This is a genomic window from Rhizobium sp. P32RR-XVIII, from assembly GCF_012641395.1.
Taxonomy (GTDB): Bacteria; Pseudomonadota; Alphaproteobacteria; order Rhizobiales; family Rhizobiaceae; genus Rhizobium.
Map to the genome: position 1 here is coordinate 12,965 of NZ_JABAIH010000009.1, position 25,252 is coordinate 38,216.

Sequence of the window (25,252 nt, forward strand, 5' to 3'; positions counted from 1 at the left end):
CGGCAGTCTTGGCAATCCGGGCCGCCATTCTAGCAAGAATACTGTGCGTCCAGCCGGACACTAGATCTTGCCGTCGTCCTTGAAGACTTCGGCCCAGTCCTTCACCAGACCGTCAAGCGCCTCCTGGGCCGTGCCGTTTCCGGCCACGACATAGTTATGAACGCGCTTCTGCATGTCCTGGAGCAGGGTTGCGTAGCTCGGCTCGGCCCAAAAGTCCTTGACGATCGCCATCGAGTCCAAGAATGCTTGGGCGTAGGGCTGGCTGGAAGCGAAGTCGGGGGCATTGACGACCGACTTCAGGCACGAGTAGCCGCCGAGTTGCCACCATTTGGCCTGCACTTCAGGCTGGGCGAACCACTTGATGTACTGCAGAGCGGCGTCCTTCTTGTCGGAATAGGAGACGACCGAAATTCCCTGTCCGCCAAGCTGAGCGAAATGCTTCTTTTCGGCCGGGTTGGGGAAGAAGCCGATCTTGTCGCCGCCGACCTTCTCATCCTTGTAAAGACCCGGCCATGTGAAGGCGAAGTTCATCTGCATGGCGACCTGGCCTGACTTGAAGGCGTCGGCGGATTCAACCATGTAAACGTTCGAGCTGCCGGGCGGTGTGCAGCAGTCATAGAGCGCCTTGTAGAATGCCAGTCCCTTGACTGCATCAGGCGAGTTGACGAAGCCTTCCATCTCGTAGGGCTTGTCGGGGTTGTCGTACTGAAAGCCCCAGTCATAGAGGACGTTGGTCACGCCCATCGTGATGCCTTCGGAGCCGCGCTCCGTATAGATCGAGGCGCCGTAGACGGTCTTGCCGTCGATCTCGCGTTTCTGGAAGAACTCGGCGATCTGCTTCAACTCGTCATAGGTCTTCGGCGCTGCGAGATCCCGGCCATACTTTTCCTTGAATTCTTTCTGCAACTCCGGCCGCTCGAACCAGTCCTTGCGATAGGTCCAGCCGACGACGTCGCCCATCGCGGGCAGTGCCCAGTAGTTCGGCGTGTTCTTCGGCCATTCCGAATAGCCTACGACCGTCGCCGGCACGAAGTCATCCATCTTGATGCCTTCCTTGTCGAAGAAGTCGTTGAGCTTGACGTAGTGGCCGTTTTCCGCCGATCCGCCGATCCACTGGCTGTCGCCGATGATCAGGTCGCAGAGTTTTCCGTGGGAGTTCAGTTCGTTGAGGAAGCGATCGGCGTAGCTCGTCCAGGGCACGAACTCGAACTTCATTTCGGTGCCGGTCTTGGCGGTGAAATCCTTCGAGAGTTCGACCAGCGCATTCGCCGGGTCCCAGGCGGCCCAGCAGAGCGTCAATTGGTCGGCTTTAGCGAGATTGGGTAGGGCCGACGAGATGATGAACGTCGAGGCCAACCCGAGAAGGGCTTTCGATTTCTTTTGCATAAGTTCCTCCCAGAACCAAAGGCCGACTCCCCGCCGGCCGCGCAAGTTCACCCATTTTAGAGAAATGCCTACATGAACTCCTCAATTCTCATGTTTAGCAATATGTTTAGTAATAGACGAATTTGTAAACAATGCAAGCAAGTTTCGTTGCTGCGACGCACAGGGCCGGGGTGGGATTTAGCGGTGCTCAAGAAATGGCAACCAGGGTTTCAAATTGTTCGGCGATTGACAGGCTGGAAGTGTGGGCGTCCTGCAACTGACGCTTGCGCAGCATGTGGATCAACTCGATGCCGGACAGGGTCGCCGCTGCGGATTTGAGCGACTTAAAGCCGAGCATGTCGACGACCCAGGGGTGGATTGTCGCGTGATCGACGCGGATGCTGCGTCCGGCCACCATTTCCTTCAGGTCGCGCAGGCTCAGGTCATAGCTCGGATACCAGCGCACGCACAGCAAGATCACCGATTGCTCGAAATGCCCGACCATTCGCAACGCGCATAGGTGCACTGCAGCATTGTCTATTTTGTGTGCCAAAAACATATTGTAGAGAATAGACCGTGGAAGCTGTGCACCTCCTCCCGCACGGCTTCGATCTTCGGACGTTCCTTCCTCCTCCCTGGAACGTCTGTTGGAACGGCGGCACTCCTCCTCCCCGTCGCTGTTCGGTCATTTTTAAAGCCTGCCGCACCTCCTCCCGCGGCAGGCTTTTTTTATTACGAGCTATCCGCCGCGCCACCCGGTAGTTGCAAGCTGCGGCGGTTTCTTGGTAAGCGGTGTTTCGCTCGCACCTGGACAGCAATCCTGGATTCGGTGTTTAGGACCAGCAGCCTTGATGGGCATGGCAACTATGCGCCAGCACCTGACCGACATAGTGTCATGTGCTTTTCAAGCCGCGGACTGCTTTAGCCCGAAACGCGGTAGTTCTTTATCATCGAGTCGAAGAACGAAATATCTGATCGGCTTCGCGCAAGGAGCTGCGCTCCTGCGACTGCTACAAAGATCGCACGCGTCCGCTGTTCGCAATCTTCTTTTGCAATGTCCACGGTATTGATCAGCGCTCCTTGAGCCACGCCACATTGACGTCGGCGAAGGTGAACCTCTTTTCTAACAGCCTCCGGAAGATCGTCATATTCCCCGCCCAGGAAGCTTCCCAAGCAGAGGCGGTTGCCATTGTCCGACGACATCCAGAACGTATCATGATATGTCCGAAGGCTTCCTAACGGATCCTTTTTGCTCTGTGCGACTTCTTCCAACCATGCCTTTGTATCTTGCCAGTACCGTTCGGCAATAGCGGCTGCCAGCACGGCTTTTCTGCTGGCCTGAGCGGAGGCTTGTCCAATTTCTTCGGTAGTTGTGGCGCTCTATGGGCTCGGAGGGAGATGGGAAGCATTTGATTTCAAGAACAAGCACTGTCGAACCTGCCGTTAACTGTCGTTGAGCACGCTAGGGCATTAGTCACATCTCGTGCAGGACATGAGCGGCTTTGACGGCGGCTGAGGCGCGGTTTTCGACGCCGAGCTTCACGTAGATTTGTTCGAGATGCTTGTTTACGGTGCGCGCCGACAGGCCGAGAATCTCGCCGATGTCCCGGTTCGCCTTGCCCTTCGCAATCCACAACAGGACTTCGGATTCTCTCTGTGTCAGCGAAAAATGCCGGCGTAGCACCTCGTCATCAGCGCGCGCGTTGTTCGCTGTGAGGCGAAAGAGATATTCGTCGGGGCCGATGGCGCCGAGGAAAGCTAGCTGGAGCACGGGCTGGCCAGCATGGCTGATGGAGAAGGCGTCGTCGCGGCCGGTTGCTATGCGATCCTTCTTCCAGGCGGCAATGTGCGCCGTCACCGCGTCCATGCCATCGTTGCGACCCATTGCAGCATTGATGAGACGTGTGGCCTGTGGCGTCGTCCAGTGAATGTCGCCATCGCCCTTCACTGCAAGCAAATGTCTGCCGGCAGCGTCCAGCGCAACACGCGCGCTTTGTGTCGAACGTGCGTTGCGCAGGTGGACACCGATTCGGGCTCGCAGCTCATCGATGTTGATCGGCTTCGTCAGGTAATCGACGCCTCCGGATTCGAGAGCGCGAACGACATGTTCGGTTTCCGTCAGACCGGTCATGAAGATAACCGGTATCTGACTGATTGCCGGGTTGGATTTGAGTTTCCTGCAGGTCTCGAAGCCATCCATGGATGGCATGACCGCGTCCAGCAGAATGAGGTCGGGGGTAATGCGTTCCACTATATTCAGCGCGGCCGAGCCCGATGTCGCGATCAATACAGAGAAGCCGGACTGCTCCAGAGCATCGCTCAGGAACCCCAAAGCCTCAGGCGAGTCATCCACCAGTAGAACAATATCGCGCGGGAGCTCAGCCAAGGGTCTCTACCTTTTCATCAAAACGGTGCAGGAAATTCATGAGGCCGTTCAGATCGAATGAGACCGCATAGGAACGAAGTTCCTCTGTAAATGGCTGATTTGCTTCGATCCTGGCAAGGTCGGCGAGCTTTGCTTCGATGCCTCGGATGTAGCCGATCTCGGCAAGCCGCATCAGTTCCTCGATATGGGCGGCACCGGGGCTGACGAGTGGCGGCTTGGGCGGCGGAGCCGGTGCTGGTGTCGCGTCAGCGTAGACCCATTTCAGGCCGAGATGCAGCGCCAGCTTGTCGCGCAGCTGCTTGATGTCGACCGGCTTTCCGATCGCGTCGTTGTGGCTGTCGTCGCTTTCCGCCGTCGCTGCCGCGTCGCCGATATTGGCGGAGAGCATCACGATCGGAGCGGTCTGGCCACTTGCGCGCAAGCGCGAAACGAGTTGCCACCCATTCATTCCCGGCATGGAGATATCGACCAGGAAGAGATCTGGTTGGATGCCTTCAATCAAGGTCAGGCAGTCGGTGCCGCTCGCTGCGGTCAGGACGACGAAATCAAGTGGGGCAAGCACCTCGCGCATCATTTCACGGTGGTCCTCGTTGTCGTCGACGACGACAATGGTGCGGCGCGGGCCGTCGTAGCTGACAATCTTCTTTTCCTGCGGCGGCGCCGTCATTTCGCGCATCACCGCCGACAGCATGAGGCGAACGCGGAAGGTCGAGCCCTGATCCTTCTCGCTCTTCACCGAGATTTCGCCGCCAAGGGTGTTGGTCAGGAGCCGCGTAATCGTCAGGCCGAGTCCGAGGCCTGGCATCGGCCGGATGCTGTCGGCGTCGCCGCGCTGGAAAGGTTCATAGATTCGGCTCAAGTCCTTTTCGGCAATACCGCGGCCCGTATCGGTGACGGTAAAGGTCGCGACCTGGCTGCGATAGCCGACATCGAAGGTGACGCTGCCCTCGTCGGTGAACTTGATGGCGTTGGAGAGCAGGTTGACGAGGATCTGGCGCAGGCGCTTTTCGTCGGTGCGCACGAACTGGGGCAGGGCGACAGAGCGATCGTGATGGAAGGTTAGCCCCTTGGCCTGTGCCTGCGGGCGGAACATGTCGATGATCTGATCCAGGAAATCCTGGATGTTGATCTCGTTGGAATAGACCTGCAGACGCCCGGCCTCGATCTTCGAGATGTCGAGCAGGCCGTCGATCAGGCCGGACAGATGCTCGGCGCTGCGTCTGATGACCTTGATGGAGGACTGGCGCGGGGCGGGGATCGTTTCGTCGCGCTCAAGGATCTGGGCGTAGCCGAGGACGGCATTCAGCGGCGTGCGCAGTTCGTGGCTGAGGCCGACGACATAGCGGCTCTTGGCGCGGTTGGCGGCCTCTGCCGTCTCCTTGGCGTTCTGCAGGGCCGCGTCGGTCTTCTTGTGCGCGGCGATTTCCTTGAGCAGCAGCGTGTTCTGACGCGAGGATTCCTCCTCGGCGACGACGCGGCTGTCATGGGCAAGCACATAGAACCAGCAGACGACACCTGCGATGACAGCGAAGACGAAGAAGACGACCAGGATGGTGCGGTTCACCACCTCGGCAGTTTCCGGCGAGGCTGCGGAGACCTGATGGGCGATCATGGCAAGGATCGTGCCGATGGCAGTCAGGGCCAGCACGACGGCAATGCCGTAGCGACCGAGGCGGGTCGTCAGCTTCTCAACGACGGTCTCAGGCAAGACAGCTTTGGCGACCGCTCCGACCTGCGCCTTCAAGCGCGCCTTCGGTTTGCACATGTCATGGCAGCGGCTATCGAGCGAACAGCAGAGCGAGCAGATCGGTGCGGCATATGCCGGGCACCAGGCCATGTCCTCGGGCTCGAAGGGATGTTCGCAGACCGAACAGGTGATGCTCGTCAGGTTCTTCCAGCTGTGGCGCGGCTTGCGTGCGAGGTAGAACTTGCCCTTCGTACCCCAGGCGATCAGCGGCGAGGCGATCAGCGCGACGACGAGAGTGATGTAGGGTGCGAGCGACGCGGCGACGAAGCCGAACACGCCGAAATGCGCAATCAGCGCCACGGCGGCCGAGAGCGTCATGGCGCCGAGGCCGACCGGGTTGATGTCGTAAAGATGGGCGCGCTTGAACTCGATGCCTGGAGGGGCGAGGCCGAGCGGCTTGTTGATAAAGAGATCGGCGGAGATTGTGCAGAGCCAGGCCATGGCGATGATCGAGAAGATGCCGAGCGTTTCTTCCAGCAGCCTGTAGATGCCGAGTTCCATCAAAAGCAGGGCGATCGCCACGTTGAAGATCAGCCAGATGACGCGGCCGGGATGGCTGTGGGTCAGGCGCGAGAAGAAGTTCGACCAGGCGAGAGAGCCCGCATAGGCGTTCATGACGTTGATCTTCAGCTGCGAGACGACGACGAATGCCGCCATCAGCAGCAGTGCCGCATTGTGCCAAGGGATCATGTAGCCGAAGGCGGTCAGATACATCTGCGCCGGATCGGCGGCGCGGTCGACGGGCACACCCGCCGTAAAGGTCAGGACCACAAGGAAGGAACCGGCAAGCAGCTTCGGTGCGCCGATGATAACCCAGCCGGGACCGGCGAGGAAGACGGCAAGGCGGTGGCGCCACTTGCGCTGCCCGTCCGGCGGCAGGAAGCGCAGGAAGTCGGCCTGTTCGCCGATCTGCGACATCAGCGCCAAGATGACGGCGGAGGCAGCGCCGAACTCGACGAGATTGAAATCCGCGACCGTGCCGGGCGGGCCGGAGGCGTGGCGGATGCCGGCAAAGGCACGCCAGACATCAAACTTCTCCCAGTCGAGAAAGGCGATGAAGATGAAAGGCAGGACGTTGAGGACGATCCAGAAGGGCTGAGTGACCAGCTGGAACCGGCTGATCAGCTTGACGCCATGCGTCACCAACGGGATCACCATCATGGCGCTGATGATATAGCCGATCCAGAGCGGGATGCCGAGCGTCAGCTCCAGCGCGCCGGACATGATCGACGCCTCGATCGCAAACAGCATGAAGGTGAAGCTGGCATAGATCAGCGAGGTGATCGTCGAGCCGATATAGCCGAAGCTCGCGCCGCGGGTCAGCAGGTCGATATCGACGCCATGGCGGATCGCGTAGCGGCTGATCGGCAGGCCGATGGCGAGCATGGCGATCGAGGCGACGATGATGGCGAAGAAGGCGTTGGTGGTGCCGTAGGAGAGGGTGATGGCCCCGCCGATCGCTTCCAGCGCCAGGAAGGAGATGGCGCCGATCGCCGTCTGCGAGATGCGCTGCGAGGAGAATTGCCGGGCGCTCTTTGCGGTGAAGCGCAGCGCATAGTCCTCGAGCGTCTGGTTCGCGACCCAGCGGTTATATTCGCGCCTGACCGGAATGATGCGTTGCCGCGCTGCCATGCTGCTCTGCTGGTCCCTTCGTTCCCCTTGTCACACTTCCGTAACATGGATGGCCGGAGCGCTTAAGAGCGCAGCGCAGCATTCGCCTGCAGATTTAGCCCCGTTGCCTACGTCATATTACGTATGTGTTTTCGCAGTGCAGCACCCGATAGTTCTTTAAGCAACAGTTAATTTTTGCCTTCCGGCCTGTTGTCGAACAAGAAGAGGGATCACAAGATGAATCTGCGATCATACGTTTCAGGCGCCGTTCTCGGCGCCGTAATGTCGGCCACGGCCGCATTCCACGGGGCAGTCGCTGCCGAGGACACGATCAAGGTCGGCGTCCTGCACTCGCTCTCCGGCACCATGGCTATCTCCGAGACGACGCTCAAGGACGCCATGCTGATGCTCATCGACGAGCAGAACAAGAAGGGCGGGCTTCTCGGCAAGAAGCTTGAAGCCGTCGTTGTCGATCCGGCTTCGGACTGGCCGCTGTTTGCCGAAAAGGCACGCGAACTGATCGAAAAGGACAAGGTTGCGGCCGTCTTCGGTTGCTGGACCTCGTCGTCGCGCAAGTCGGTTCTGCCGGTTTTCGAAGAGCTGAACTCGATCCTCTTCTACCCGGTCCAGTACGAGGGTGAAGAATCCTCTCGCAACATCTTCTATACGGGTGCTGCTCCGAATCAGCAGGCGATCCCGGCCGTCGACTACCTGATGGAGAAGGAAGGCGTTAAGCGCTTCGTGCTCGAAGGTACCGACTACGTCTATCCGCGCACGACCAACAAGATCCTGGAAGCCTACCTCGAATCCAAGGGCATTCCGAAGGAAGACATCATCGTCAACTACACGCCGTTCGGCTTCTCCGACTGGCAGACCGAAGTTTCCAAGATCAAGGAATTCGGTTCGGCCGGCAAGAAGGCCGCCGTCGTCTCGACGATCAACGGCGATGCCAACGTGCCGTTCTACAAGGAACTCGGCAATCAGGGCGTCAAGGCAACCGACATCCCTGTCGTCGCCTTCTCGGTCGGCGAAGAAGAACTTGCCGGTCTCGACACCAAGCCGCTCGTCGGCCACCTAGCTGCCTGGAACTACTTCGAGTCGGTCGAAAGCCCGGCCAACAAGAAGTTCATCAAGGAATGGCATGCCTACACCAAGAACGACAAGCGGGTGACGAACGACCCGATGGAAGCCGCCTATATCGGCTTCAACGCCTGGGTTAAGGCTGTTCAGGCTGCCGGCACGACCGATACCGACAAGGTTCTCGACACCATCATCGGCACCACGGTTCCGAACCTTTCCGGCGGTTATGCCACCGTCATGCCGAACCATCACATCACCAAGCCGGTCCTGATCGGCGAAATCCAGGCCGATGGCCAGTTCGAAATCGTGCAGCAGACGCCTGCCGTCGTCGGTGACGAATGGTCCGACTACCTGCCGGACTCCAAGGATCTGATCTCCGATTGGCGCAAGCCTCTGAACTGCGGAAACTTCAACGTCGCGACCGGCAAGTGCGGCGGCAAAGGGTCTTGAGCAAAGCCGATCCGATAACTGCCTGATGACTTCCGTCCGGATCCCATCTCCGGGCGGAAGCTCCGTCCCAAACGGTTGCTGCCCAAAATGCGAACGATAGTCCAGGCGAGAAAGCCGATGTATCGCCCCCTCAAAATTATCCTCCTTACCCTGTGCCTCGCGCTTCCGGCGCTCGCGCCGCCGCTGAAGGCTCAGGAAGATGTCCACGCCCTCGTCGATGCGCTAGGTGAAGGCGACTTCGATGCCCGCGCCGAAGCCATCAAGGCGCTCGTCGCGTCCAAGGATCCGCATGTCGGCCAGATCCTGCAGCAGCTCAGCGACGGCCAGCTTTACGTGAATTCCGAAGAGGGCGGCCCGGTGCTGCTCCAGGGCGGCACGGATGACGAGCCGACCTATTCCGATCCGATCACCGGCGAAGCTGTCGACGGCATCGACCCGGATTCCATGTCGAAGGTGAAGATCAACAATTCGCTGCGCGGGGCGATCGTCAGCGCGATGAGCACCCTGACGCTGCTGAGCCCGGATCGTTCCGCGCGGCTCGCTGCCGCCCAGGGCCTGCTCAAGGACGCCGATCCCTCCAACCTTGATCTCTTGAATTCGGCGCTTGCCGGAGAGAAGGACGGCGAGGTGAAGAACACGATGGAAGCCGCCCGCGCCGTCATGATGCTGAAAAGCGACGTCAGCGCCGAGGACAAGAAGGCCGCCATCGACACGATCGCCGCCCGCGGTGACCGCAATGCGGTGACGATCCTGACGACGGCGATGGACACCGCGCCCGACGACCTGAAGCCGGCGATCCAGAGCGATATCGACGGCATCAAGCGCAATCTGGTGCTCTGGGATATCGTCCAGAATGTCTGGTACGGCCTGTCGCTCGGCTCCGTGCTGCTGCTGGCAGCGATCGGCCTTGCCATTACCTTCGGCGTGATGGGTGTGATCAACATGGCACACGGCGAAATGGTGATGATCGGCGCCTACACGACCTATGTCGTGCAGGAGTATATCTCCTCCAGCTTTCCCGAGATGGCGAACTATTCGCCGGCCTTCGCCGTTCCCGCCGCTTTCGTCTCTACCGGCTTCCTCGGCCTCGTCATCGAGCGCGTCGTCATTCGCTATTTCTATGGTCGACCGCTTGAAACGCTGCTTGCCACCTGGGGTGTCTCGCTGATCCTGCAGCAGGCGGTGCGCACCATCTTCGGCCCGACCAACCGCGAGGTGCGCAATCCGAGCTGGATGTCCGGTGCCTTCGAACTCGGTGGACTGTCGATCACCTGGAACCGTCTGTGGATCATCGTCTTCTCGATGGCCGTTTTCGTCACGCTGCTGCTGCTCCTCAAGCGTTCCGCCTTCGGCCTGCAGATGCGTGCCGTCACGCAGAACCGTCGCATGGCCTCGTCCATGGGTATCCGAACTGGCTGGGTCGATGCCTTCACCTTCGCGCTCGGCTCAGGGATCGCCGGCATGGCGGGGGTCGCGCTTTCTCAGATCGATAACGTGTCGCCGAACCTCGGCCAGAGCTACATCATCGACAGCTTCATGGTCGTGGTCTTCGGTGGCGTCGGCAATTTGTGGGGCACGCTGGTCGGCGCTCTGTCGCTCGGCCTCGTCAACAAGTTCCTCGAGCCCTTCGCCGGCGCCGTGCTCGGCAAGATCCTGGTGCTCGTCCTCATCATCCTCTTCATGCAGAAGCGTCCGCGCGGGCTCTTCGCACTCAAAGGAAGGGCGGCGGAAGCATGATTACGGCCTTTCTGCTCCGGTCTCTCGATCGCAAGATTTCCATTGCCATCGCCATCCTCTTGGCGGTCGCCGTCCTTGTTCCGGTGCTGAACCTGATGACCGCCCCCGAGAACCCGCTGCATATCCCGACCTACATCATGGCCCTGTTCGGCAAGTATCTGAGCTATGCGCTGCTGGCGCTGGCGCTCGATCTCGTCTGGGGCTTTTGCGGCATCCTCTCGCTCGGCCACGGCGCTTTCTTCGCACTCGGCGGCTATGCGATGGGCATGTATCTGATGCGCCAGATCGGTTCGCGCGGTGTCTATGGCGATCCGATCCTGCCCGACTTCATGGTGTTCCTGAACTGGAAGGAACTCCCTTGGTTCTGGTACGGCTTCGACCAGTTCTGGTTTGCGGCGCTGATGGTGCTCCTCGTGCCGGGCCTGCTTGCCTTCGTCTTCGGCTGGTTCGCCTTCCGCTCCCGCGTCAACGGCGTCTACCTTTCGATCATCACCCAGGCTATGACCTACGCGCTGTTGCTTGCCTTCTTCCGCAACGACATGGGTTTCGGCGGCAATAACGGCATGACCGACTTCAAGGAAATCATCGGCTTCAACGTCCAGGCCGACGGCACGCGCGCGGCACTCTTTGCGGCAACCGCAATCTTCCTGGCGCTGTCGCTGATGATTGCTTCGGGGATCGTCCGCTCGAAGTTCGGCAAGGTGCTGGTCGGCGTGCGCGATGCCGAAAGCCGTACGCGCTTTCTCGGCTACCGTGTCGAGCGTTTCAAGCTCTTCACCTTCGTCGTCTCGGCGATGATGGCAGGCATTGCCGGTGCGCTCTACGTGCCGCAGGTCGGTATCATCAACCCCGGTGAATTTGCGCCGGCCAACTCGATCGAAGTCGTCATCTGGACGGCGGTCGGCGGCCGCGCGACGCTGATTGGCCCGATCATCGGCGCTATCCTGGTCAATGGCGGCAAGACGATCTTCACGGGTCTCTTCCCGGAGTTCTGGCTATTCGCGCTCGGCGGCCTCTTTGTGCTCGTCACGCTGTTCCTGCCGAAGGGCATCGTCGGCACCATCGCCCAGTATCTCGGCCGCAAGACGCCACGGACGGAAGCAACGCCTGCTTCGCTTCAAGAAGAAGGCGTCGATCCAAAAATCCAGCCAGCGGAGTGAGCGCGCATGATCCCTGACGTCAAACCCAACAGCGTGCTCTATCTCGATGGCGTGTCCGTCTCCTTCGACGGCTTCAAAGCGCTGAACTCGCTGTCGATCGTCATCGAGCCGGGCGAGCTTCGCGCCATCATCGGCCCAAACGGCGCCGGCAAGACGACGATGATGGATATCATCACCGGCAAGACACGGCCCGACGAGGGCGAGGTATTCTTCAACGGCCAGACCGACCTGACGAAGCTCGATGAAGCCGACATCGCCCAGCTCGGCATCGGCCGCAAGTTCCAGAAGCCGACCGTCTTCGAAAGCCACACGGTCTGGGACAATCTGGAACTGGCGCTGAACCGCAGGCGCGGTGTCTTCTGGACGCTGTTCTACCGCCTCTCCGCCGACGACAAGATACGCATCGACGAAATCCTCGAAACGGTGCGGCTGACGCATCGCCATGACGAGCTAGCTGCCAATCTGTCGCACGGCCAGAAGCAGTGGCTGGAAATCGGCATGCTTCTGGCGCAGGAGCCGAAGCTGCTGCTCGTCGACGAACCGGTCGCCGGCATGACGGATGCCGAGACCGCGGAAACCGCGATCCTCCTCAGAGAGATCGCCAAGACGCGTTCGGTGGTCGTCGTCGAACACGACATGGGCTTCATCCGCGACCTCGGCGTCAAGGTAACCTGCTTGGCGGAAGGCTCGGTGCTGGCCGAGGGCTCAATCGACTTCGTGAGTTCCGATCCGAAGGTGATCGAAAACTATCTGGGGCGCTGAGATGCTAACAGTCGAGAATGCAAACCTTCACTACGGCGCCGCACAGGCGTTACGCGGAATCTCGGTCAAGGCAGAGATGGGCAAGATCACTTGCGTGCTGGGGCGTAACGGCGTGGGGAAGAGTTCTCTTCTCCGCGCCGTTACCGGCCAGCATCCGTTGTCGGCCGGCAGTGTCAGCTTCAACGATGTGAAACTGAACGGATTGCCGCCGTTTGCCCGCGCCAAGCAGGGCATCGGCTATGTGCCTCAGGGGCGCGAGATTTTTCCGCTGCTGACGGTGAAAGAAAATCTCGAAACCGGCTTTGCTCCGCTTGGCCGCCGCGACCGCAACATCCCCGATGACATTTTCCGCCTCTTCCCGGTGCTGAAGTCGATGTTGTCGCGTCGCGGCGGCGATCTTTCCGGCGGCCAGCAGCAGCAATTGGCGATCGGCCGGGCGATGGTGACGCGGCCGAAGATCCTGGTGCTCGACGAGCCGACCGAGGGCATCCAGCCCTCGATCATCAAGGATATCGGCCGAGCGATCCGCTATCTGCGCGACACCACCGGCATGGCGATCCTGCTCGTCGAGCAATATCTCGATTTCTGCCGCGAACTTGCCGACTACGTCTACATCATGGACCGCGGCGAGATCGTGCATGAGGGGCTTGCAGAGGCGCTGGATACGCTGGAGGCCCGTCGTCATTTGACAGTCTAGCTCCGTGGTAATCCATTTATCCCTAATCGCCGCTGCATGGCACTTCTTCTGAGAGGTGAGACTGCATAACCATCTTCGCCGGACGACTGTTGCGCGGATCGCTACGGCATATTTTTAGGCCGTGAAGAAACCGTCTTGGCTCGGCCGACGGCAACGGCTTCGGATCGGATGCGGTCTGGCTTGGCCCGGAAGCGATCCTCATCGCCGGGACTCACAGTGTTCAACCATATCGGCTAAAAATTGCTCCCGGGATCATGGTGCTGCTCGAACGGCAAAAAAATCAAAACGTTGCAAAGCCGCTCGGCTTCATTGGAATTTGGTGCCATAAGCCTTGACACCCATGAACGGTTCACCGGCCAACTCCGTGCGGGCGGCGATGTCGCGATCCTCGCAATTGACACCGCCGAAGCCATCGAGGAGCGGCGAGGTCGCGTCCAGACTTGGGTCGCAGCGCCCCTGGTCAGGCGTCTTGAAAGTTGGATCGGCCGGAGCACCGTTTTCGTAGAGCCAGCCTTCCCTGACCATTTCGCCTTGCCTCAAATGGCCTTGAAGCGGCGTGAAAATCTTACCCGAATGGAGCGAGAAAGCGCGAACGCAACGAAGGGACTAGCTTTTTTCAAAGGGAGAGCTATTCTTGCTGCAGTGCAGCATTCGTGATCCTGGGATCGCCACTTACCAGTCGCTCCATAGGCGCGCAGCACTGTCGCGAGGTCGAGACAGCGAAGGCAACATAGACCTCGAAAGTGCTTCTGAGTCGAACCGACACAGGTCGACCGGTAGGACAGAGTGCTGTGGCGGACAGCTCGTTAGCGAAGGAGATGTGCGATGAAGCGGCAGACGCAGCAAAGCTATGCGCCAAAGCGCAAGAAGACGGGTCGTGGTCAGTCACTGATCTAAGTACCGGATAGGTGGCTATCCTAAGCTATGGAGTTGTCTTGGATCGTATGGATGAGGGAAAGTGCCTGGACCTTGTGGATGCTCTCAATGAATACGCCCAGGCTTCTCACCCTTCCTGATTTGTCTAAAGGAAACTGGGTTCAAGAGGGAATCAGTCCCTCGGCGAGATCGCGGAACCTTTAACGGATCATCAAGCACTGGCCTCTGGCCAACGTTTCACGTCGGTCACCATCGGCCGCAGCACGAAAGGGTTAGGACATGCGTATCGAACACGCCTTTCTTTTCGACCTCGACGGAACCTTGGTTGATAGCGTCTATCAACATGTACTCGCGTGGAAGGAAGCGTTGGACGAAGAAGGCATCGAGCTTTCGATCTGGCGGATTCACCGAAAGATTGGGATGAGCGGCGGACTGTTCACCAACCAGCTGTTGAGAGAAACTGCCGTAGCGATAACTGATGAGAAAAACGAGCGCCTGCGTCAACTGCACGCGGCTGCCTACCGTCGGCTGGGCAGCCAGATAAAGCCTCTGCCTGGAGCAGTCGAATTGCTTCAATGGTTGTCCAGCGAAAGAATACCCTATGCCATCGCCACCAGCGGCAGGCTTGAAACAGCCGCGGTCAACATTGCCGCTCTGGGTGTGGACCCGAGATCGTTGCCAGTCATAACGAGAGATCAGGTGAAATATGCCAAGCCGGATCCTGATCTCTTCCTCGCCGCAGCCAAGGCTTTGAAGGTTCCTATCGAAAACTCTGTGGTCGTCGGAGACAGCATTTGGGACATGCTCGCTGCGATCCGCTGCCGGGCGCTCGGAATCGGCCTTCTCAGCGGGGGCTATGGCCGGGAGGAACTGCGCGACGCCGGTGCAATCAGGGTCTATGAGGATCCGGCCGATCTGCTGCACCACATCGATGAAGTCGGAGGCAGGAGATAGGTGTCGACGCCACGAGCCGCTACGACGCCCGCTTCCTCGCCCCGCTAGGCAAAAAGCCGCAGCCAGGCCCTTGGCGATATACATGGCCGGCCGCTCGTCGCTGTCACGTGTCCCGCTCGTGACCCTACAGCTGGCTTTTCTCATGGAATCCGGTCAGGACAGCCATCACGACGCGATTGAGACGATCGTCCGCTGACGGGGAGCGTCGGTTCCAGATCGCAGTTCGCGCCACTGTGCCGTCTCATGGGGGCAGGGAACACTGCGCTGGGAGCGCGACACGGAATGCAATCAAGTTGTCGGGGAGTTCCGTAGCCATTTTGCTTCTCCTCCCGTAGATCATGATCAACATGGCACTTGATAGGCTCTCCATGAGCTAAACACGCCAAAGGCACCGGGCGGGGCGCCCGATGCCCGTTAGACGTCTGATACTGTTTGTCAGGCGACCTTCTCACCTTCGATCTGCTTAGTCTGATCGTTGCCAACGGCCAGGTCGCTCTTGATCTCGATGCGACGCGGCTTCATTTCCTCCGGAACTTCACGTTTGAGATCGACTGTCAAGAGACCGTCGTTCAGGTTTGCGCCAACGATCTTGACATGGTCTGCAAGCTCGAAGCGGCGCTCGAAGCTCCGACCCGCCATACCCCGGTGCAGGTACTCGCCGTCTTGGCCATTTTTCTTCTGGCCCGACACGATAAGCATGTTCTGTTCCTGGATCATCGTCATTTCGTCCTGCGAAAAGCCCGCCACAGCCATTGCGATGCGGTAATCATCCTCGCCGGTCTTGACTATGTCATACGGGGGCCAGTTGTCGCCGGTCTCGATGCGGCTTGCCGCCTCAAGCGCGTCCAACATACGATCGAATCCGATGCTCGACCGGAACAGGGGAGAGAAATCGAAAGTGGTGGTTCTCATAGCCACATCCTCCTTTGAAGCAACATGGATACGAGAGCGCCAAGTCCAAGTCGTCCTCGACGCTCACTCAGCTTTGCCGGTCCGCCTTGGGCATCCGGTAAACTAAATGTAGTGACGGAATATTTGCCGTTCAAGACGCCCAGACGGCGCAAGGCTTAGGTGCCGCCGATGCTGCGATTGGTGACACGCCTCATGAACAGTGGGATGTCCTCGAGTTCCGCGAGTTTCCCGTTTTGCTTTCAAAAAGCGCCGAAAATTCTCGCGCACTGCCGACGTTGGATGTCTGCCACATGCTTCGTCTCGGCAAAGGTCGATTAAGGTTTCGTAGGTGAGGCTTCGCTTCTCAGGGGCCACTCATCCAGGTAGTCGAACACGTCGTCAAGTCCCGCTATTTCCTGAACGAAGTATTTCCGCCGCGCGTAAATGGGGTGGTCAAACTTGTCGAGCGCCATGGCAACCTCCTTAACTTGGCGTGTTGACGCGTACGGATTTGGGCGACGGCTTTGGGAGCCGAAAGCGGGAAAGGCTATTCGACCACTTTAGGCACCAGGAAGAAATTCTGATCGGCGAGCGGCGCATTGGAAACAATATCAGCGGCCCTGTTGCCTTCCGTGACTTCGTCCGCGCGCATCTTTATTGTCATAGGCATGACCGAAGTCATCGGCTCGACGCCCTCGACGTCCACTTCCGAAAGCTGCTCGACGAAACCGAGAGTACCGTTCAGCTCGCCAACCATGCGATTTGCCTCTTCCTCCGAGACGGCAATACGGGCAAGGTGCGCAACGCGCTGAACGGTTGCAAAGTCGACGGACATGGCATTCTCCAACGGGAATTTTTCAAACCGTATGCTGGCCCCAAATTTTCAAACCGTATGCTGGCCCCAAATAAGCCCCGCCGAAGCGGGCAGTGGTACGATGGAGATCGGGATAGGGGCACGCGATCGAATGGCCAAACTGTAAGGAAATCGCAATGTTCCGGTCAGGTAGGGTACCGTGAGCGTCAGCCGATAAAGCCGAACAGGGCGGCAAGGCTGCCGATGACCCAATTAGTGGGGCCCTGAGCCGTTGCCATCTCTTCGCGTCAGCTTCCATCGCCGAAAGAGGTCTTTTGCGGCATCAAGTCGGCCATTTCGAGCGCATCGTCTGCTGTCATGCCGTCTAGAAGGTCGCCGCCACTCTCGGCTGGCTCGTCTGTGAAGATATCGACAACACACCACAACCCTGGGAATTGAGAGCTTCCCCGAAGTCTATATCGGCATTGTGCCCGCTTCTCCTTCATCGTTAGGTTGCCTCTTCTAGTCGGCCGATGGAGCGCTATCCTCCTTCAGGCTGCTAAGTCGAGCCTCGCGCAACCGTGCGGTTTTGGCTTCGCGCTGAGCGCGTTCCCGTTCAAGGGTTGCTTTGGCAACTTCATTCGTCTTTTCGAATTTTGCTCGTTGCTCGCTAGCAGGTAAATGTGCCAACTGTCCCTCCATCGAGATATGGGAACCAGCCCGCCATCAATGCGGCAACGGATTACAAACGGCTCCCTGTTTAAACGGCATTAATTGAAATTTGGGCTGTTAGTGGCCAGCTTCAAGCATTGGTCTGCTGCCGTACGGTTGCAATCTCGTCAGGACTCTGTGGTGCACCAGTCGTTTCGATGCCCGGGCCGCCACTCTCGAGCAAAGCCGTCCTTGAGTAGCGTCTTGCCGATTTCTTCACCATTGGCCCGGTAGATATTCACCAGCGGGCGGTGAGTAGGTGTGCGTCCACCGCTCCGCTCCATTCCACCCGCAAGCCTTTTTTAGCCAAAAGCTCTTTCAACCTTCCCTGGCGATTAACGCCAGCCTCCGTTCCTTGATGCACTTCGCGTGCGACCCGATCTCCGGCGTGTCGATGCCCCGAGACGAACGGAACACCTTCCCCCAGCAATCGCATATTCTGACCACTCGGCAGGCACTTGACCGTATCGCCGTCGACAGCCGCCATTGAGGCGCAAACCAGCAGTTCGGTGACCACTATTGCGCTCCTCTATGCCTTGGCAACCGCGACAGGTCATTCTTAGAATTTCAAGCCGATGCCCACCGTGAGCATGTGCTGGTCGAGATCAAAGTCCACTGATCCGCAACCAAAGTTTCCGGTGCCGAAGTCATTGAAGCGATATTCTCCCTGGCAAAGACATTGTTGGTGAACGCATAATCGACACCCGCCCCAACCGTGTACCCGCTAAGCGTATCGCTCGACGTGCTGCCAGGGGTATGTGCCTCGGCTCGCGCGGCCGTCCAACCCGCCATGCCGTAAAACAAGGCTCGTTCTAAAGCAAACCCGGGGCGACCTGGAACCGACCCTTGAGCGGTGGTTTCAACGGAAGCGGGAACGCCGAAATCCTCTTCGTTCCAATTTCTATAGAGGTCACCCTCGAAACCGATCACGATGTTGTCCATCTGGAGCTTCCTTCCCCTCACGCGTGACGCGTGAAGAGTGCAAAAAGGACGGGCCGAAGGCCTCGACCGTTCTCAATTTCTTACACGGTGGACAGCGGATGGTTGTGGTTAAACCAGATGCTGCCAGTGGCCCGGACTGCGACCACAATGCCGGCAATCACATGCGCCCACATTGCCGCTGTCACCACCGAGAAGCCAAGGACCCATGGCGCGACCGCGGCCCAGATGCCGAGCATCAGATTGATCCATTCTTCCGCCTCACAGAAAGCATAAAGCGCCACAGCGGCGATGCCGACAATGACAATACCGACGACCCAGGCGTTCCAGGCGGCGTAGGGTTCGGCGGCGAAGCCGAGCGGCCATGCGATAGCACAGACCAAGACCGGCAACGATATTGAGGACATCGAAAGCCGCCCGGTTGTTCGAAGGCAGGGACCTGGTTCATTTTTCCTCATCAGTGTTGCGCATTAATGGGCCGCCTCCTGCTGGCAGAAGACGGGTGCGGCGGCAGCAATTGAACCGCCTTGCTGCGATGTCCGGTTGTCGGGGAAGAGGAGACGGAACAGGCACTGTTCCTGCTGGTAGGTACGGCCCCAGCAGATCCAGCCTCGGTGCCGCACCTGTTTGGCGAGATACACGCAATGGCATTTTCGGAAACCGGGAGCATTCGAGAGAAAGACTGCTTCGCCGGTTGTCGTTCGAGCCTTGGAAGCCGAAACAGGTGTGTTGTTTTCGTGGTGCGTCTAACAGTCTCTGTCATTCACCCCTCCCTGCTGGCGAAGGATCGAGACCGACGGCGGCCCACGGCCGCCCTCGGCGCTTTGATTGACATCAACTCTTGATGGCGATGCGCTTGACCTGTGACTGCGCCTTGTCGCTCTTCGGCAAGGTCACGGTCAGCACGCCGTTCTTGAAGCGAGCATCGACCTCATCTTCCTTGACTTCGAAACCGAGCGGGATGCGGCGCTCGAACCGGCCGTAATAACGCTCAGAGAAGTGCCGATCCTTGTCCTCGCTCTCTGAGCGCTTTTCGCCCTTCAGCGTTAGCACTCCGTCATTGAGCAGGACCTCAATGTCCTTTTCCTCAAGGCCGGGCACTTCGGCCGTCACCTTGATCTCCTTGTTCGGTGTCGGAGATCTCGACGCTCGGCCAACCGGTACTGAATGCGGATGTCCGGGCAACGGATGGCAGGCTGGAGCCGAAGCCGCGGAAGACGTCGTCGAACAGCCGGTTTACCTCGCGATGCAGCGACAGGAACGGATCACGCCCGTCATCGCGAAAAAGGCTCGGAACCTGGTTGCCGTTGTCGCGGCCCCAGGGAATCAAATCACGCATACTCATGATTTTCTCCTTTCTGATGGTTCGCTTGGCAAATCTTCACTGCTGGCGCCGAGCCTAGCCCGGCGTCAGTGCGCTTATTGTGGTGGAAGCCTTAAGCCGCCTGCTTCTCGGCCTCGATCTGCTTCGTCTGAGTCATGGGCAGCGTATCGGTTGCGATCTCGATCTTGCGCGGCTTCATCTCTTCCGGGATTTCGCGCTTGAGGTCGATGGTCAGAAGACCATTGACAAGCCCGGCGCCCACGACCTTGACGTGGTCGGCGAGCTCGAACCGGCGCTGGAACGAGCGGCCGGCGATGCCGCGATGCAGATACTGCACATCTTCAGCATTCGCCTTCTGGCCCGATACGACGAGCATGTTCTGCTCCTGGGTAATCGTCAGTTCGTCCTGCGAGAAGCCCGCCACTGCCACGGCAATGCGGTAATCGTCCTCACCGGACTTGACGATGTCGTAGGGCGGCCAGTTGTCGATCGCCTCGACACGGCTTGCAGTTTCGAGCGCATTCAGTATCCGGTCGAAACCGACGCTCGACCGGAACAGGGGAGAAAAATCGAGGTTTGTCCTCATAGCCATATCCTCCTTATAAGCAACATGGACACAAGGACACGCCAAGAGCACTTGGCCGCTTCCTGGACTTGTCGATTCCCATTGGGCAATCGAACAATATTGATATAATCCAGTGGCTTGCCGTTTCAAGAGGAGTGGAATTGCCTGACATAGGAAATGATTTTTTTGTTGGTCGCACCACATTAGAGCAAGGCAAGAGAAGGAGAGTGGATATGACAATGACATCTGAAGACGTCATCGCCATTCTTGGGCCTGTCGATGAAATTCTGGTGGCGGAGGTCAGGGCGACAGGTGCGACGGCGGCTGAACTCGCTGAGGCATTTGCGTGGGCCAACAATGACGAAGCCTTGATGGGTGAAGGGCGGCCTCTGCCGACCGGCAGAGTTGCCGCCCTGATCGATCTGTTGGTCTCGAATGAAGAGGAGCCGGAATAGGCAAGGCGGGCGACCCCGCCTCCTTTGAGTTGCTGCCTGGCCTATGCCATCGTGACCATCCGAACATCGCCTCGGCGATCGAGGACGTCGACCACGACCTGACGGCCGGAGTGGCGGATGGCGACGTCGGCCATGCCATCGCCGATCCGCAGGCGCCGCAGGATCACCTCGTCGAGGAATGACGGCAGATGCGGCTCCTTGAAACTCACTAGCAAAGCGCCCGGTGCGTCATTGACCGGGCACTTCCTGCGAGGCGTTGTCCCTCATGGCCTCCACCAGTTCGTCGTGGACTCGGATGCCTCTTTTGAAGCAGCGGCCGACAGCCGTCATCAATTCGGCGACGGCCGCCGGGTCCTTTGCAATCCCGCGTTCGCGCGCGATGGTCTTGACGACATCGACACATATGCGGAGGTCTTCCCTCGAAAGATGACTGCTCGTCATCTGCCGCTCCAAGGAACGCCCGCCGCTTTCGCGGCGGGGCACGCCTTCTTAGTAGTCCATGCCGGCGCCAGCGGGCAGGGCCGGATCGGCATCCTTCTTGGGCTTTTCGGCGATCATCGCTTCCGTCGTCACCAGCAGACCGGCAACGGAAGCGGCATCCTGGAGCGCGGTGCGCACGACCTTGGCCGGATCAATGACGCCCTGAGCGTAGAGATCACCGTACTCGCCGGTCTGCGCGTTCCAGCCGTAGGAGAAATCGGCCTTCTCACGCAGCTTGCCGACAATCACGGAGCCTTCTGCACCGGCATTCTCGGCGATCTGGCGAACAGGTGCTTCGATCGCGCGGCGGACGATCTCTACGCCGACCTTCTGGTCCGGGTTGACGGTCGTGAGATTATCGAGTGCCTCGACCGCCCGCAGCAGTGCAACGCCGCCGCCTGGCAAAATGCCTTCCTCGACGGCGGCACGCGTGGCATGCAGGGCGTCGTCAACGCGATCCTTCTTCTCCTTCACTTCGACTTCCGTTGAACCGCCGACGCGGATAACGGCGACACCGCCAGCGAGCTTGGCAAGACGTTCCTGCAGCTTCTCGCGGTCGTAGTCGGAGGTGGTTTCCTCGATCTGCGCACGGATCTGTGCAACGCGACCATCGATCTCAGCCTTGGAGCCAACACCGTCGATGATGGTGGTGTTTTCCTTTTCGATCGATACCTTCTTGGCTCGGCCGAGCATGTTGAGCGTGACGTTTTCAAGCTTGATGCCGAGGTCTTCGGAGATGACAGTGCCGCCCGTCAGGATGGCGATGTCCTCCAGCATGGCCTTGCGGCGGTCGCCGAAGCCCGGAGCCTTGACAGCAGCGATCTTGAGGCCGCCGCGGAGCTTGTTGACTACGAGGGTCGCAAGTGCTTCGCCTTCGACGTCTTCAGCGATGATCAGCAACGGCTTGGACGACTGAACGACAGCTTCGAGAACCGGTAGCATCGCCTGCAGGTTCGACAGCTTCTTCTCGTGGATCAGGATGTAGGGATCCTCAAGCTCGACCCGCATCTTGTCCTGGTTTGTGACGAAGTAGGGCGACAGGTAGCCGCGGTCGAACTGCATGCCTTCGACGACTTCGAGCTCGGTCTCGGCGGTCTTGGCTTCTTCGACCGTGATGACGCCCTCGTTGCCAACCTTTTCCATCGCTTCGGCAAGGTAACGGCCGACCTCGGAATCACCATTTGCCGAGATCGTACCGACCTGGGCAATCTCGGAATTGTTTGTGATCTTACGCGCGTTGGTCTTCAGCTCCTTGACGACAGCGTCGACAGCAAGATCAATACCGCGCTTCAGGTCCATCGGGTTCATGCCGGAGGCAACGGCTTTGGCGCCCTCCTTGACGATCGCTTGGGCAAGAACGGTCGCGGTCGTCGTACCGTCGCCGGCAAGGTCATTGGTCTTTGACGCCACTTCCCGCAGCATCTGGGCGCCCATGTTTTCGAACTTGTCTTCCAGTTCGATTTCCTTGGCGACCGACACCCCGTCCTTGGTGATGCGCGGCGCACCGAAGGATTTGTCGATCACCACGTTGCGGCCCTTCGGGCCGAGGGTGACTTTAACGGCATTTGCCAGCACATCGACCCCACGCAGCATGCGTTGACGGGCGTCGCTGTGGAACTTGACTTCTTTCGCAGCCATTTCTTTAACTCCTCAATAGGCAGCTAGTTGACTGATGTTTGCGGCTGGGTCAGCTCAAGCAGCTTTTTTCTGCTCGGCCTGTTGCTCGATGATGCCCATGACATCGCTTTCCTTCATGATCAGCAGGTCTTCGCCGTTGATCTTGATCTCGGTGCCGGACCATTTGCCGAACAGGATGCGATCACCTGCCTTCACATCGAGAGCCTGAAGCTGGCCGGCATCGTTGCGCGCGCCGGGGCCGACGGCGATGACCTCGCCTTCCTGCGGCTTTTCCTTTGCGGTGTCGGGAATGATGATGCCGCCTTTGGTCTTTTCTTCGGAATCGACCCGGCGGACGAGAATGCGATCATGAAGCGGTCGGAACGACATGTTTTCCTCCGATGGACAAAAAAGATGACGCTGATCCCCGAGCCGGACCGGATGACCAGTCCGGGCGGGTGCGAACCTCACTCGAGCGTTCGCGCGAAAAATTTATTTTTGCGGTTTTTCGATTTCAAGAGGACGAAACAAAAAAATTAGCACTCTTGTAAGACGGCTGCCAACATGCTGGAAAGGAACAACAAACCGTGTTCGGACGTTCAGAAATCCGTTGATAGCCACGAGATTTTGCGTCAGCTTCGGAGTGTCACGAAATGGAGATCAAGAATGCGAATTTCATCGGATCTGGAGCGTCAGCTCAACGGTTACGGCCTCACCACTGCGCACATCCTCTACCGGATTCCCGATTTCGAATCCGTGCTCCAGACCTACGTCTGGCAGGATTATGATCTGGCGCCCGATTTTCCCGGGATGCACAAGTTCCTGGATTTCTGGCAGGCCCCCCTCGACGGGCCGCTGCATTCCGTCCGCTACACCCACCAACGCCTGATCGGACCCAACGAATGGCGCAGCGTTGAAGGCGAGCTCAAGCTGCACTGAGGCTTGAAACCACATTTTTCCCTTCCTAGCTTTTTCCCCGATCGAGGGGGGCAAGGGCTCGGTCAGCATCGCACGCCTGTTCAGAGTGAGACCGAAATGGAAGAGAGAATTCAAATGATGAAAGACCTCAGCATCGAGGAGCGAGAAGAGGTCTTTGCCGATATTGCGCGCGTTCTGGAGGGTACCGCACACGAGGCCTATGTCGAAGGCAACCGCCACTTCGCCGCACTTTCGGCCAACATGGCGCAGGCAATCCGCGTCAACGCCGACGAGCTGGCGCGCGACAATGTTCAGAACGCCAAGCGCGTGCTGCTTCAGGCGTCTACCATGATCTCGCAATTCAATGCCGTGCATCCCTACCGGATGGTGAGCAAGGCCGTGCACTAAGGACTACTTCACGGCTCCTTCAGTTCCCCGCACGATCGTGGCACTATGAAGATTGTGCGTCGGAAAGTCCGTCCAAGGCGGCATGCAAGCGTTGCTTCACCGCCGTCGCGCGTCAGGTCCAAGATCAGGCGCGCGCGGGCAAACATGTGCATCCCGGAAGTCGCGCTGGTCCTCGGCGATCTGCAGTGCAAGGCAACCCTGCTCGATCCACAGTTCCAGCTCAGTCGCCTCGATCTTGAGGCGATGACGGAATTCGCGATCGCCCATGATCAAATCATCCATACTCTTTCGCGGATGCGCAATACCTTTCCGCTGCTGGAATTGGGCGGCAGGACCACGTTGCCCGGGCCGGAGGGCGTCGGCACGCGCACCTTGCCGCCAAGCACGACTTCGCTGAGCGTGACTGGCAGGTCGAGGCGGATATCGTCGCCAGCGCGGGTGAAAAAGCGGGTGGGATATTGATCAGTGCGTCGCCGGCAGGACCGCCCCGAAACCAGCGTCGCCCTTGCCCCGTAGTGGGTCTGACCGTCACGCGTGCCGGCCAGTATCTGGACTTCAAGCGCCGGGCCGACGGGAAGGCTGACCTTGGTCGTGGCGCCATTGACCGCGTCGAAGAAATCGACTTCCAATGAGAAATGGCGGTCGCGTCCAGAAGCACGAAATCGAGACCCACCGCCGGGGCCCGCGCGGCGCGAAAAAAGCTCGCGAAAACATTGTCCACATCACCAAAATCGGCACAGCGGCTCCATTGTGATGGGGCTCACCAGGACCGGCTGCCGATGCGTAGTCGCTATAGAAGTTGCGGGGCGCTTGTTCGGCGCCCGTCATATCGATCTCACCGCGGTCGAAGCGGGCGCGCTTTTCTTCGTCGCTCAACAGCTCGTACGCAGCGGAAATCTCCTTGAATTTTGCCTCGGCGCGTTTATCGCCGGGGTTTAAGTCGGGGTGCAACTCTTTGCGAGCTTGCGAAATGTGCTCTGAATTTCCTTTTGATGCGCATCCGGTTTCAGCCCCGAAGCTGGTATGGGTCTTGGCTCATACATGTCTCCTGTCAGGCAAACGGCATAACAATTCTCGTTCTATATAAGTTGCCAAACTCTGCTTTGGAGTGGGAATGTCAGCGTACAGCGATCACCAAGGGAATTGAGCAGGGGTAATCGCAATCTCCCTGACGTGACCTGGAACGATCGTCGATTTTTTTTCCGGGTGGTCTTGAATCCGAAAATCCCAAAAACCAAATCGATTGCCGCCAGCCGCTGAAGACAGGGCTGGTCTTGCTTGGAGCGCCCGTCTTTCGGCGCTTCCGTACCCATGTTGCTTCAAGGA

The 25,252-nt window shown here is 59.0% G+C and carries 24 protein-coding genes and 6 pseudogenes; 9 read left to right on the forward strand and 21 right to left on the reverse strand.

Annotation, left to right across the window (positions count from 1 at the left end; genetic code table 11):
• Positions 1 to 60: 60 nt before the first annotated feature.
• The 5 genes and pseudogenes from HGP14_RS23005 to HGP14_RS23025 all read right to left on the reverse strand — a co-directional run bounded on the left by HGP14_RS23005 (position 61) and on the right by HGP14_RS23025 (position 7,130).
• Positions 61 to 1,386, reverse strand: a complete 1,326-nt coding sequence (locus HGP14_RS23005; protein WP_168832215.1) for an ABC transporter substrate-binding protein — start codon at positions 1,384 to 1,386, stop codon at positions 61 to 63.
• A 340-nt stretch (positions 1,387 to 1,726) separates the two neighbouring features.
• A pseudogene (locus HGP14_RS36700) lies at positions 1,727 to 1,870 on the reverse strand (IS6 family transposase); the annotation flags it as partial.
• A gap of 416 nt (positions 1,871 to 2,286) precedes the next feature.
• Positions 2,287 to 2,688: a TetR/AcrR family transcriptional regulator gene (locus HGP14_RS23015; RefSeq protein ID WP_168832217.1), complete on the reverse strand. Its 402-nt coding sequence runs from the start codon at positions 2,686 to 2,688 to the stop codon at positions 2,287 to 2,289.
• Positions 2,689 to 2,839: 151 nt separating this feature from the next.
• Positions 2,840 to 3,751, reverse strand: coding sequence for a response regulator transcription factor (locus tag HGP14_RS23020; RefSeq protein ID WP_168832218.1), 912 nt, complete (start codon positions 3,749 to 3,751; stop codon positions 2,840 to 2,842).
• Positions 3,744 to 7,130 (reverse strand): ATP-binding protein, encoded by a 3,387-nt coding sequence (locus HGP14_RS23025; protein ID WP_168832219.1) that lies wholly within the window; start codon positions 7,128 to 7,130, stop codon positions 3,744 to 3,746. The genes HGP14_RS23020 and HGP14_RS23025 overlap by 8 nt, the downstream gene beginning before the upstream one ends.
• Before the next feature lie 216 nt (positions 7,131 to 7,346).
• Here HGP14_RS23025 and urtA point away from each other — a divergent pair, with 216 nt between their 5' ends.
• The 5 genes from urtA (at position 7,347) to urtE (ending at position 12,995) form a co-directional block, all read left to right on the forward strand.
• Complete coding sequence (gene urtA, locus HGP14_RS23030; RefSeq protein WP_168832220.1) at positions 7,347 to 8,639, forward strand: urea ABC transporter substrate-binding protein; 1,293 nt, start codon at positions 7,347 to 7,349, stop codon at positions 8,637 to 8,639.
• A 117-nt stretch (positions 8,640 to 8,756) separates the two neighbouring features.
• A complete protein-coding gene (gene urtB / locus HGP14_RS23035; protein WP_168832221.1) occupies positions 8,757 to 10,376 on the forward strand; it encodes an urea ABC transporter permease subunit UrtB in 1,620 nt (539 codons plus the stop codon).
• Complete coding sequence (gene urtC, locus HGP14_RS23040; protein ID WP_168832222.1) at positions 10,373 to 11,536, forward strand: urea ABC transporter permease subunit UrtC; 1,164 nt, start codon at positions 10,373 to 10,375, stop codon at positions 11,534 to 11,536. Before urtB ends, urtC begins: the two co-directional genes overlap by 4 nt.
• Positions 11,537 to 11,542: 6 nt before the next feature.
• Positions 11,543 to 12,298, forward strand: a complete 756-nt coding sequence (urtD, locus tag HGP14_RS23045; RefSeq protein ID WP_168832223.1) for an urea ABC transporter ATP-binding protein UrtD — start codon at positions 11,543 to 11,545, stop codon at positions 12,296 to 12,298.
• A 1-nt stretch (position 12,299) separates the two neighbouring features.
• Positions 12,300 to 12,995 carry an urea ABC transporter ATP-binding subunit UrtE gene (gene urtE / locus HGP14_RS23050; RefSeq protein ID WP_168832224.1) on the forward strand — a complete coding sequence of 232 codons (696 nt, stop codon included), beginning with the start codon at positions 12,300 to 12,302 and terminating at the stop codon, positions 12,993 to 12,995.
• Between the two features lie 306 nt (positions 12,996 to 13,301).
• Here urtE and HGP14_RS23055 read toward each other — a convergent pair whose 3' ends face one another.
• Positions 13,302 to 13,520, reverse strand: coding sequence for a hypothetical protein (locus tag HGP14_RS23055; protein WP_168832225.1), 219 nt, complete (start codon positions 13,518 to 13,520; stop codon positions 13,302 to 13,304).
• 630 nt (positions 13,521 to 14,150) lie between these two features.
• On the opposite strand from HGP14_RS23055, the gene HGP14_RS23060 reads away from it, so the two are divergent.
• Entirely contained in the window at positions 14,151 to 14,825 is a 675-nt protein-coding gene (locus HGP14_RS23060) for an HAD family hydrolase (RefSeq protein ID WP_168832226.1), read from the forward strand.
• 435 nt (positions 14,826 to 15,260) lie between these two features.
• Here the strand turns inward: HGP14_RS23060 and HGP14_RS23070 are convergent, their stop codons facing one another.
• The 8 genes and pseudogenes from HGP14_RS23070 to HGP14_RS23105 all read right to left on the reverse strand — a co-directional run bounded on the left by HGP14_RS23070 (position 15,261) and on the right by HGP14_RS23105 (position 20,069).
• Entirely contained in the window at positions 15,261 to 15,737 is a 477-nt protein-coding gene (locus tag HGP14_RS23070) for an Hsp20 family protein (RefSeq protein ID WP_168832227.1), read from the reverse strand.
• 155 nt (positions 15,738 to 15,892) lie between these two features.
• A pseudogene (locus tag HGP14_RS23075) lies at positions 15,893 to 16,189 on the reverse strand (hypothetical protein).
• 74 nt (positions 16,190 to 16,263) lie between these two features.
• Positions 16,264 to 16,551: an Asp-tRNA(Asn)/Glu-tRNA(Gln) amidotransferase subunit GatC gene (gene gatC, locus HGP14_RS23080; RefSeq protein ID WP_168832228.1), complete on the reverse strand. Its 288-nt coding sequence runs from the start codon at positions 16,549 to 16,551 to the stop codon at positions 16,264 to 16,266.
• A gap of 797 nt (positions 16,552 to 17,348) precedes the next feature.
• Positions 17,349 to 17,707: pseudogene (locus HGP14_RS23085) on the reverse strand (thermonuclease family protein).
• A gap of 80 nt (positions 17,708 to 17,787) precedes the next feature.
• Entirely contained in the window at positions 17,788 to 18,162 is a 375-nt protein-coding gene (locus HGP14_RS23090; RefSeq protein WP_168832229.1) for an outer membrane protein, read from the reverse strand.
• Between the two features lie 80 nt (positions 18,163 to 18,242).
• Positions 18,243 to 18,594 (reverse strand): annotated as a pseudogene (locus HGP14_RS23095) (SPW repeat protein).
• 399 nt (positions 18,595 to 18,993) lie between these two features.
• Positions 18,994 to 19,504 (reverse strand): annotated as a pseudogene (locus tag HGP14_RS23100) (Hsp20/alpha crystallin family protein).
• A gap of 91 nt (positions 19,505 to 19,595) precedes the next feature.
• Positions 19,596 to 20,069 carry an Hsp20 family protein gene (locus HGP14_RS23105; RefSeq protein ID WP_168832230.1) on the reverse strand — a complete coding sequence of 158 codons (474 nt, stop codon included), beginning with the start codon at positions 20,067 to 20,069 and terminating at the stop codon, positions 19,596 to 19,598.
• Positions 20,070 to 20,281: 212 nt separating this feature from the next.
• Between HGP14_RS23105 and HGP14_RS23110 the strand changes: the two genes are divergently transcribed.
• The gene (locus HGP14_RS23110; protein WP_168832231.1) at positions 20,282 to 20,503 is read left to right on the forward strand and encodes a hypothetical protein; all 222 of its coding nucleotides are present in this window, start codon (positions 20,282 to 20,284) and stop codon (positions 20,501 to 20,503) included.
• A gap of 41 nt (positions 20,504 to 20,544) precedes the next feature.
• Here HGP14_RS23110 and HGP14_RS23115 read toward each other — a convergent pair.
• The 4 genes and pseudogenes from HGP14_RS23115 to groES all read right to left on the reverse strand — a co-directional run.
• Positions 20,545 to 20,727 (reverse strand): annotated as a pseudogene (locus HGP14_RS23115) (hypothetical protein); the annotation flags it as partial.
• Between the two features lie 4 nt (positions 20,728 to 20,731).
• Positions 20,732 to 20,944: a hypothetical protein gene (locus tag HGP14_RS23120; protein WP_168832232.1), complete on the reverse strand. Its 213-nt coding sequence runs from the start codon at positions 20,942 to 20,944 to the stop codon at positions 20,732 to 20,734.
• Positions 20,945 to 20,992: 48 nt separating this feature from the next.
• The gene (groL, locus tag HGP14_RS23125) at positions 20,993 to 22,621 is read right to left on the reverse strand and encodes a chaperonin GroEL (RefSeq protein WP_168832233.1); all 1,629 of its coding nucleotides are present in this window, start codon (positions 22,619 to 22,621) and stop codon (positions 20,993 to 20,995) included.
• Positions 22,622 to 22,675: 54 nt separating this feature from the next.
• Positions 22,676 to 22,990 carry a co-chaperone GroES gene (groES, locus tag HGP14_RS23130; RefSeq protein ID WP_168832234.1) on the reverse strand — a complete coding sequence of 105 codons (315 nt, stop codon included), beginning with the start codon at positions 22,988 to 22,990 and terminating at the stop codon, positions 22,676 to 22,678.
• Positions 22,991 to 23,266: 276 nt separating this feature from the next.
• Here groES and HGP14_RS23135 point away from each other — a divergent pair, with 276 nt between their 5' ends.
• Together HGP14_RS23135 and HGP14_RS23140 are read left to right on the forward strand one after the other, a co-directional pair.
• On the forward strand, positions 23,267 to 23,539 hold the full coding sequence (locus HGP14_RS23135; protein ID WP_168832235.1) for an usg protein: 273 nt from the start codon (positions 23,267 to 23,269) through the stop codon (positions 23,537 to 23,539).
• Positions 23,540 to 23,635: 96 nt separating this feature from the next.
• Positions 23,636 to 23,926 carry a hypothetical protein gene (locus HGP14_RS23140; protein ID WP_168832236.1) on the forward strand — a complete coding sequence of 97 codons (291 nt, stop codon included), beginning with the start codon at positions 23,636 to 23,638 and terminating at the stop codon, positions 23,924 to 23,926.
• A gap of 96 nt (positions 23,927 to 24,022) precedes the next feature.
• Here the strand turns inward: HGP14_RS23140 and HGP14_RS23145 are convergent, their stop codons facing one another.
• The 3 genes from HGP14_RS23145 to HGP14_RS35635 are packed head-to-tail and all read right to left on the reverse strand — an operon-like array spanning position 24,023 to position 24,877.
• A complete protein-coding gene (locus HGP14_RS23145; protein WP_205927302.1) occupies positions 24,023 to 24,208 on the reverse strand; it encodes a hypothetical protein in 186 nt (61 codons plus the stop codon).
• Positions 24,196 to 24,555 carry a DnaJ C-terminal domain-containing protein gene (locus HGP14_RS35630; RefSeq protein ID WP_246704548.1) on the reverse strand — a complete coding sequence of 120 codons (360 nt, stop codon included), beginning with the start codon at positions 24,553 to 24,555 and terminating at the stop codon, positions 24,196 to 24,198. The genes HGP14_RS23145 and HGP14_RS35630 overlap by 13 nt, the downstream gene beginning before the upstream one ends.
• A complete protein-coding gene (locus HGP14_RS35635; RefSeq protein ID WP_246704549.1) occupies positions 24,482 to 24,877 on the reverse strand; it encodes a DnaJ domain-containing protein in 396 nt (131 codons plus the stop codon). Before HGP14_RS35635 ends, HGP14_RS35630 begins: the two co-directional genes overlap by 74 nt.
• Positions 24,878 to 25,252 lie beyond the last annotated feature (375 nt).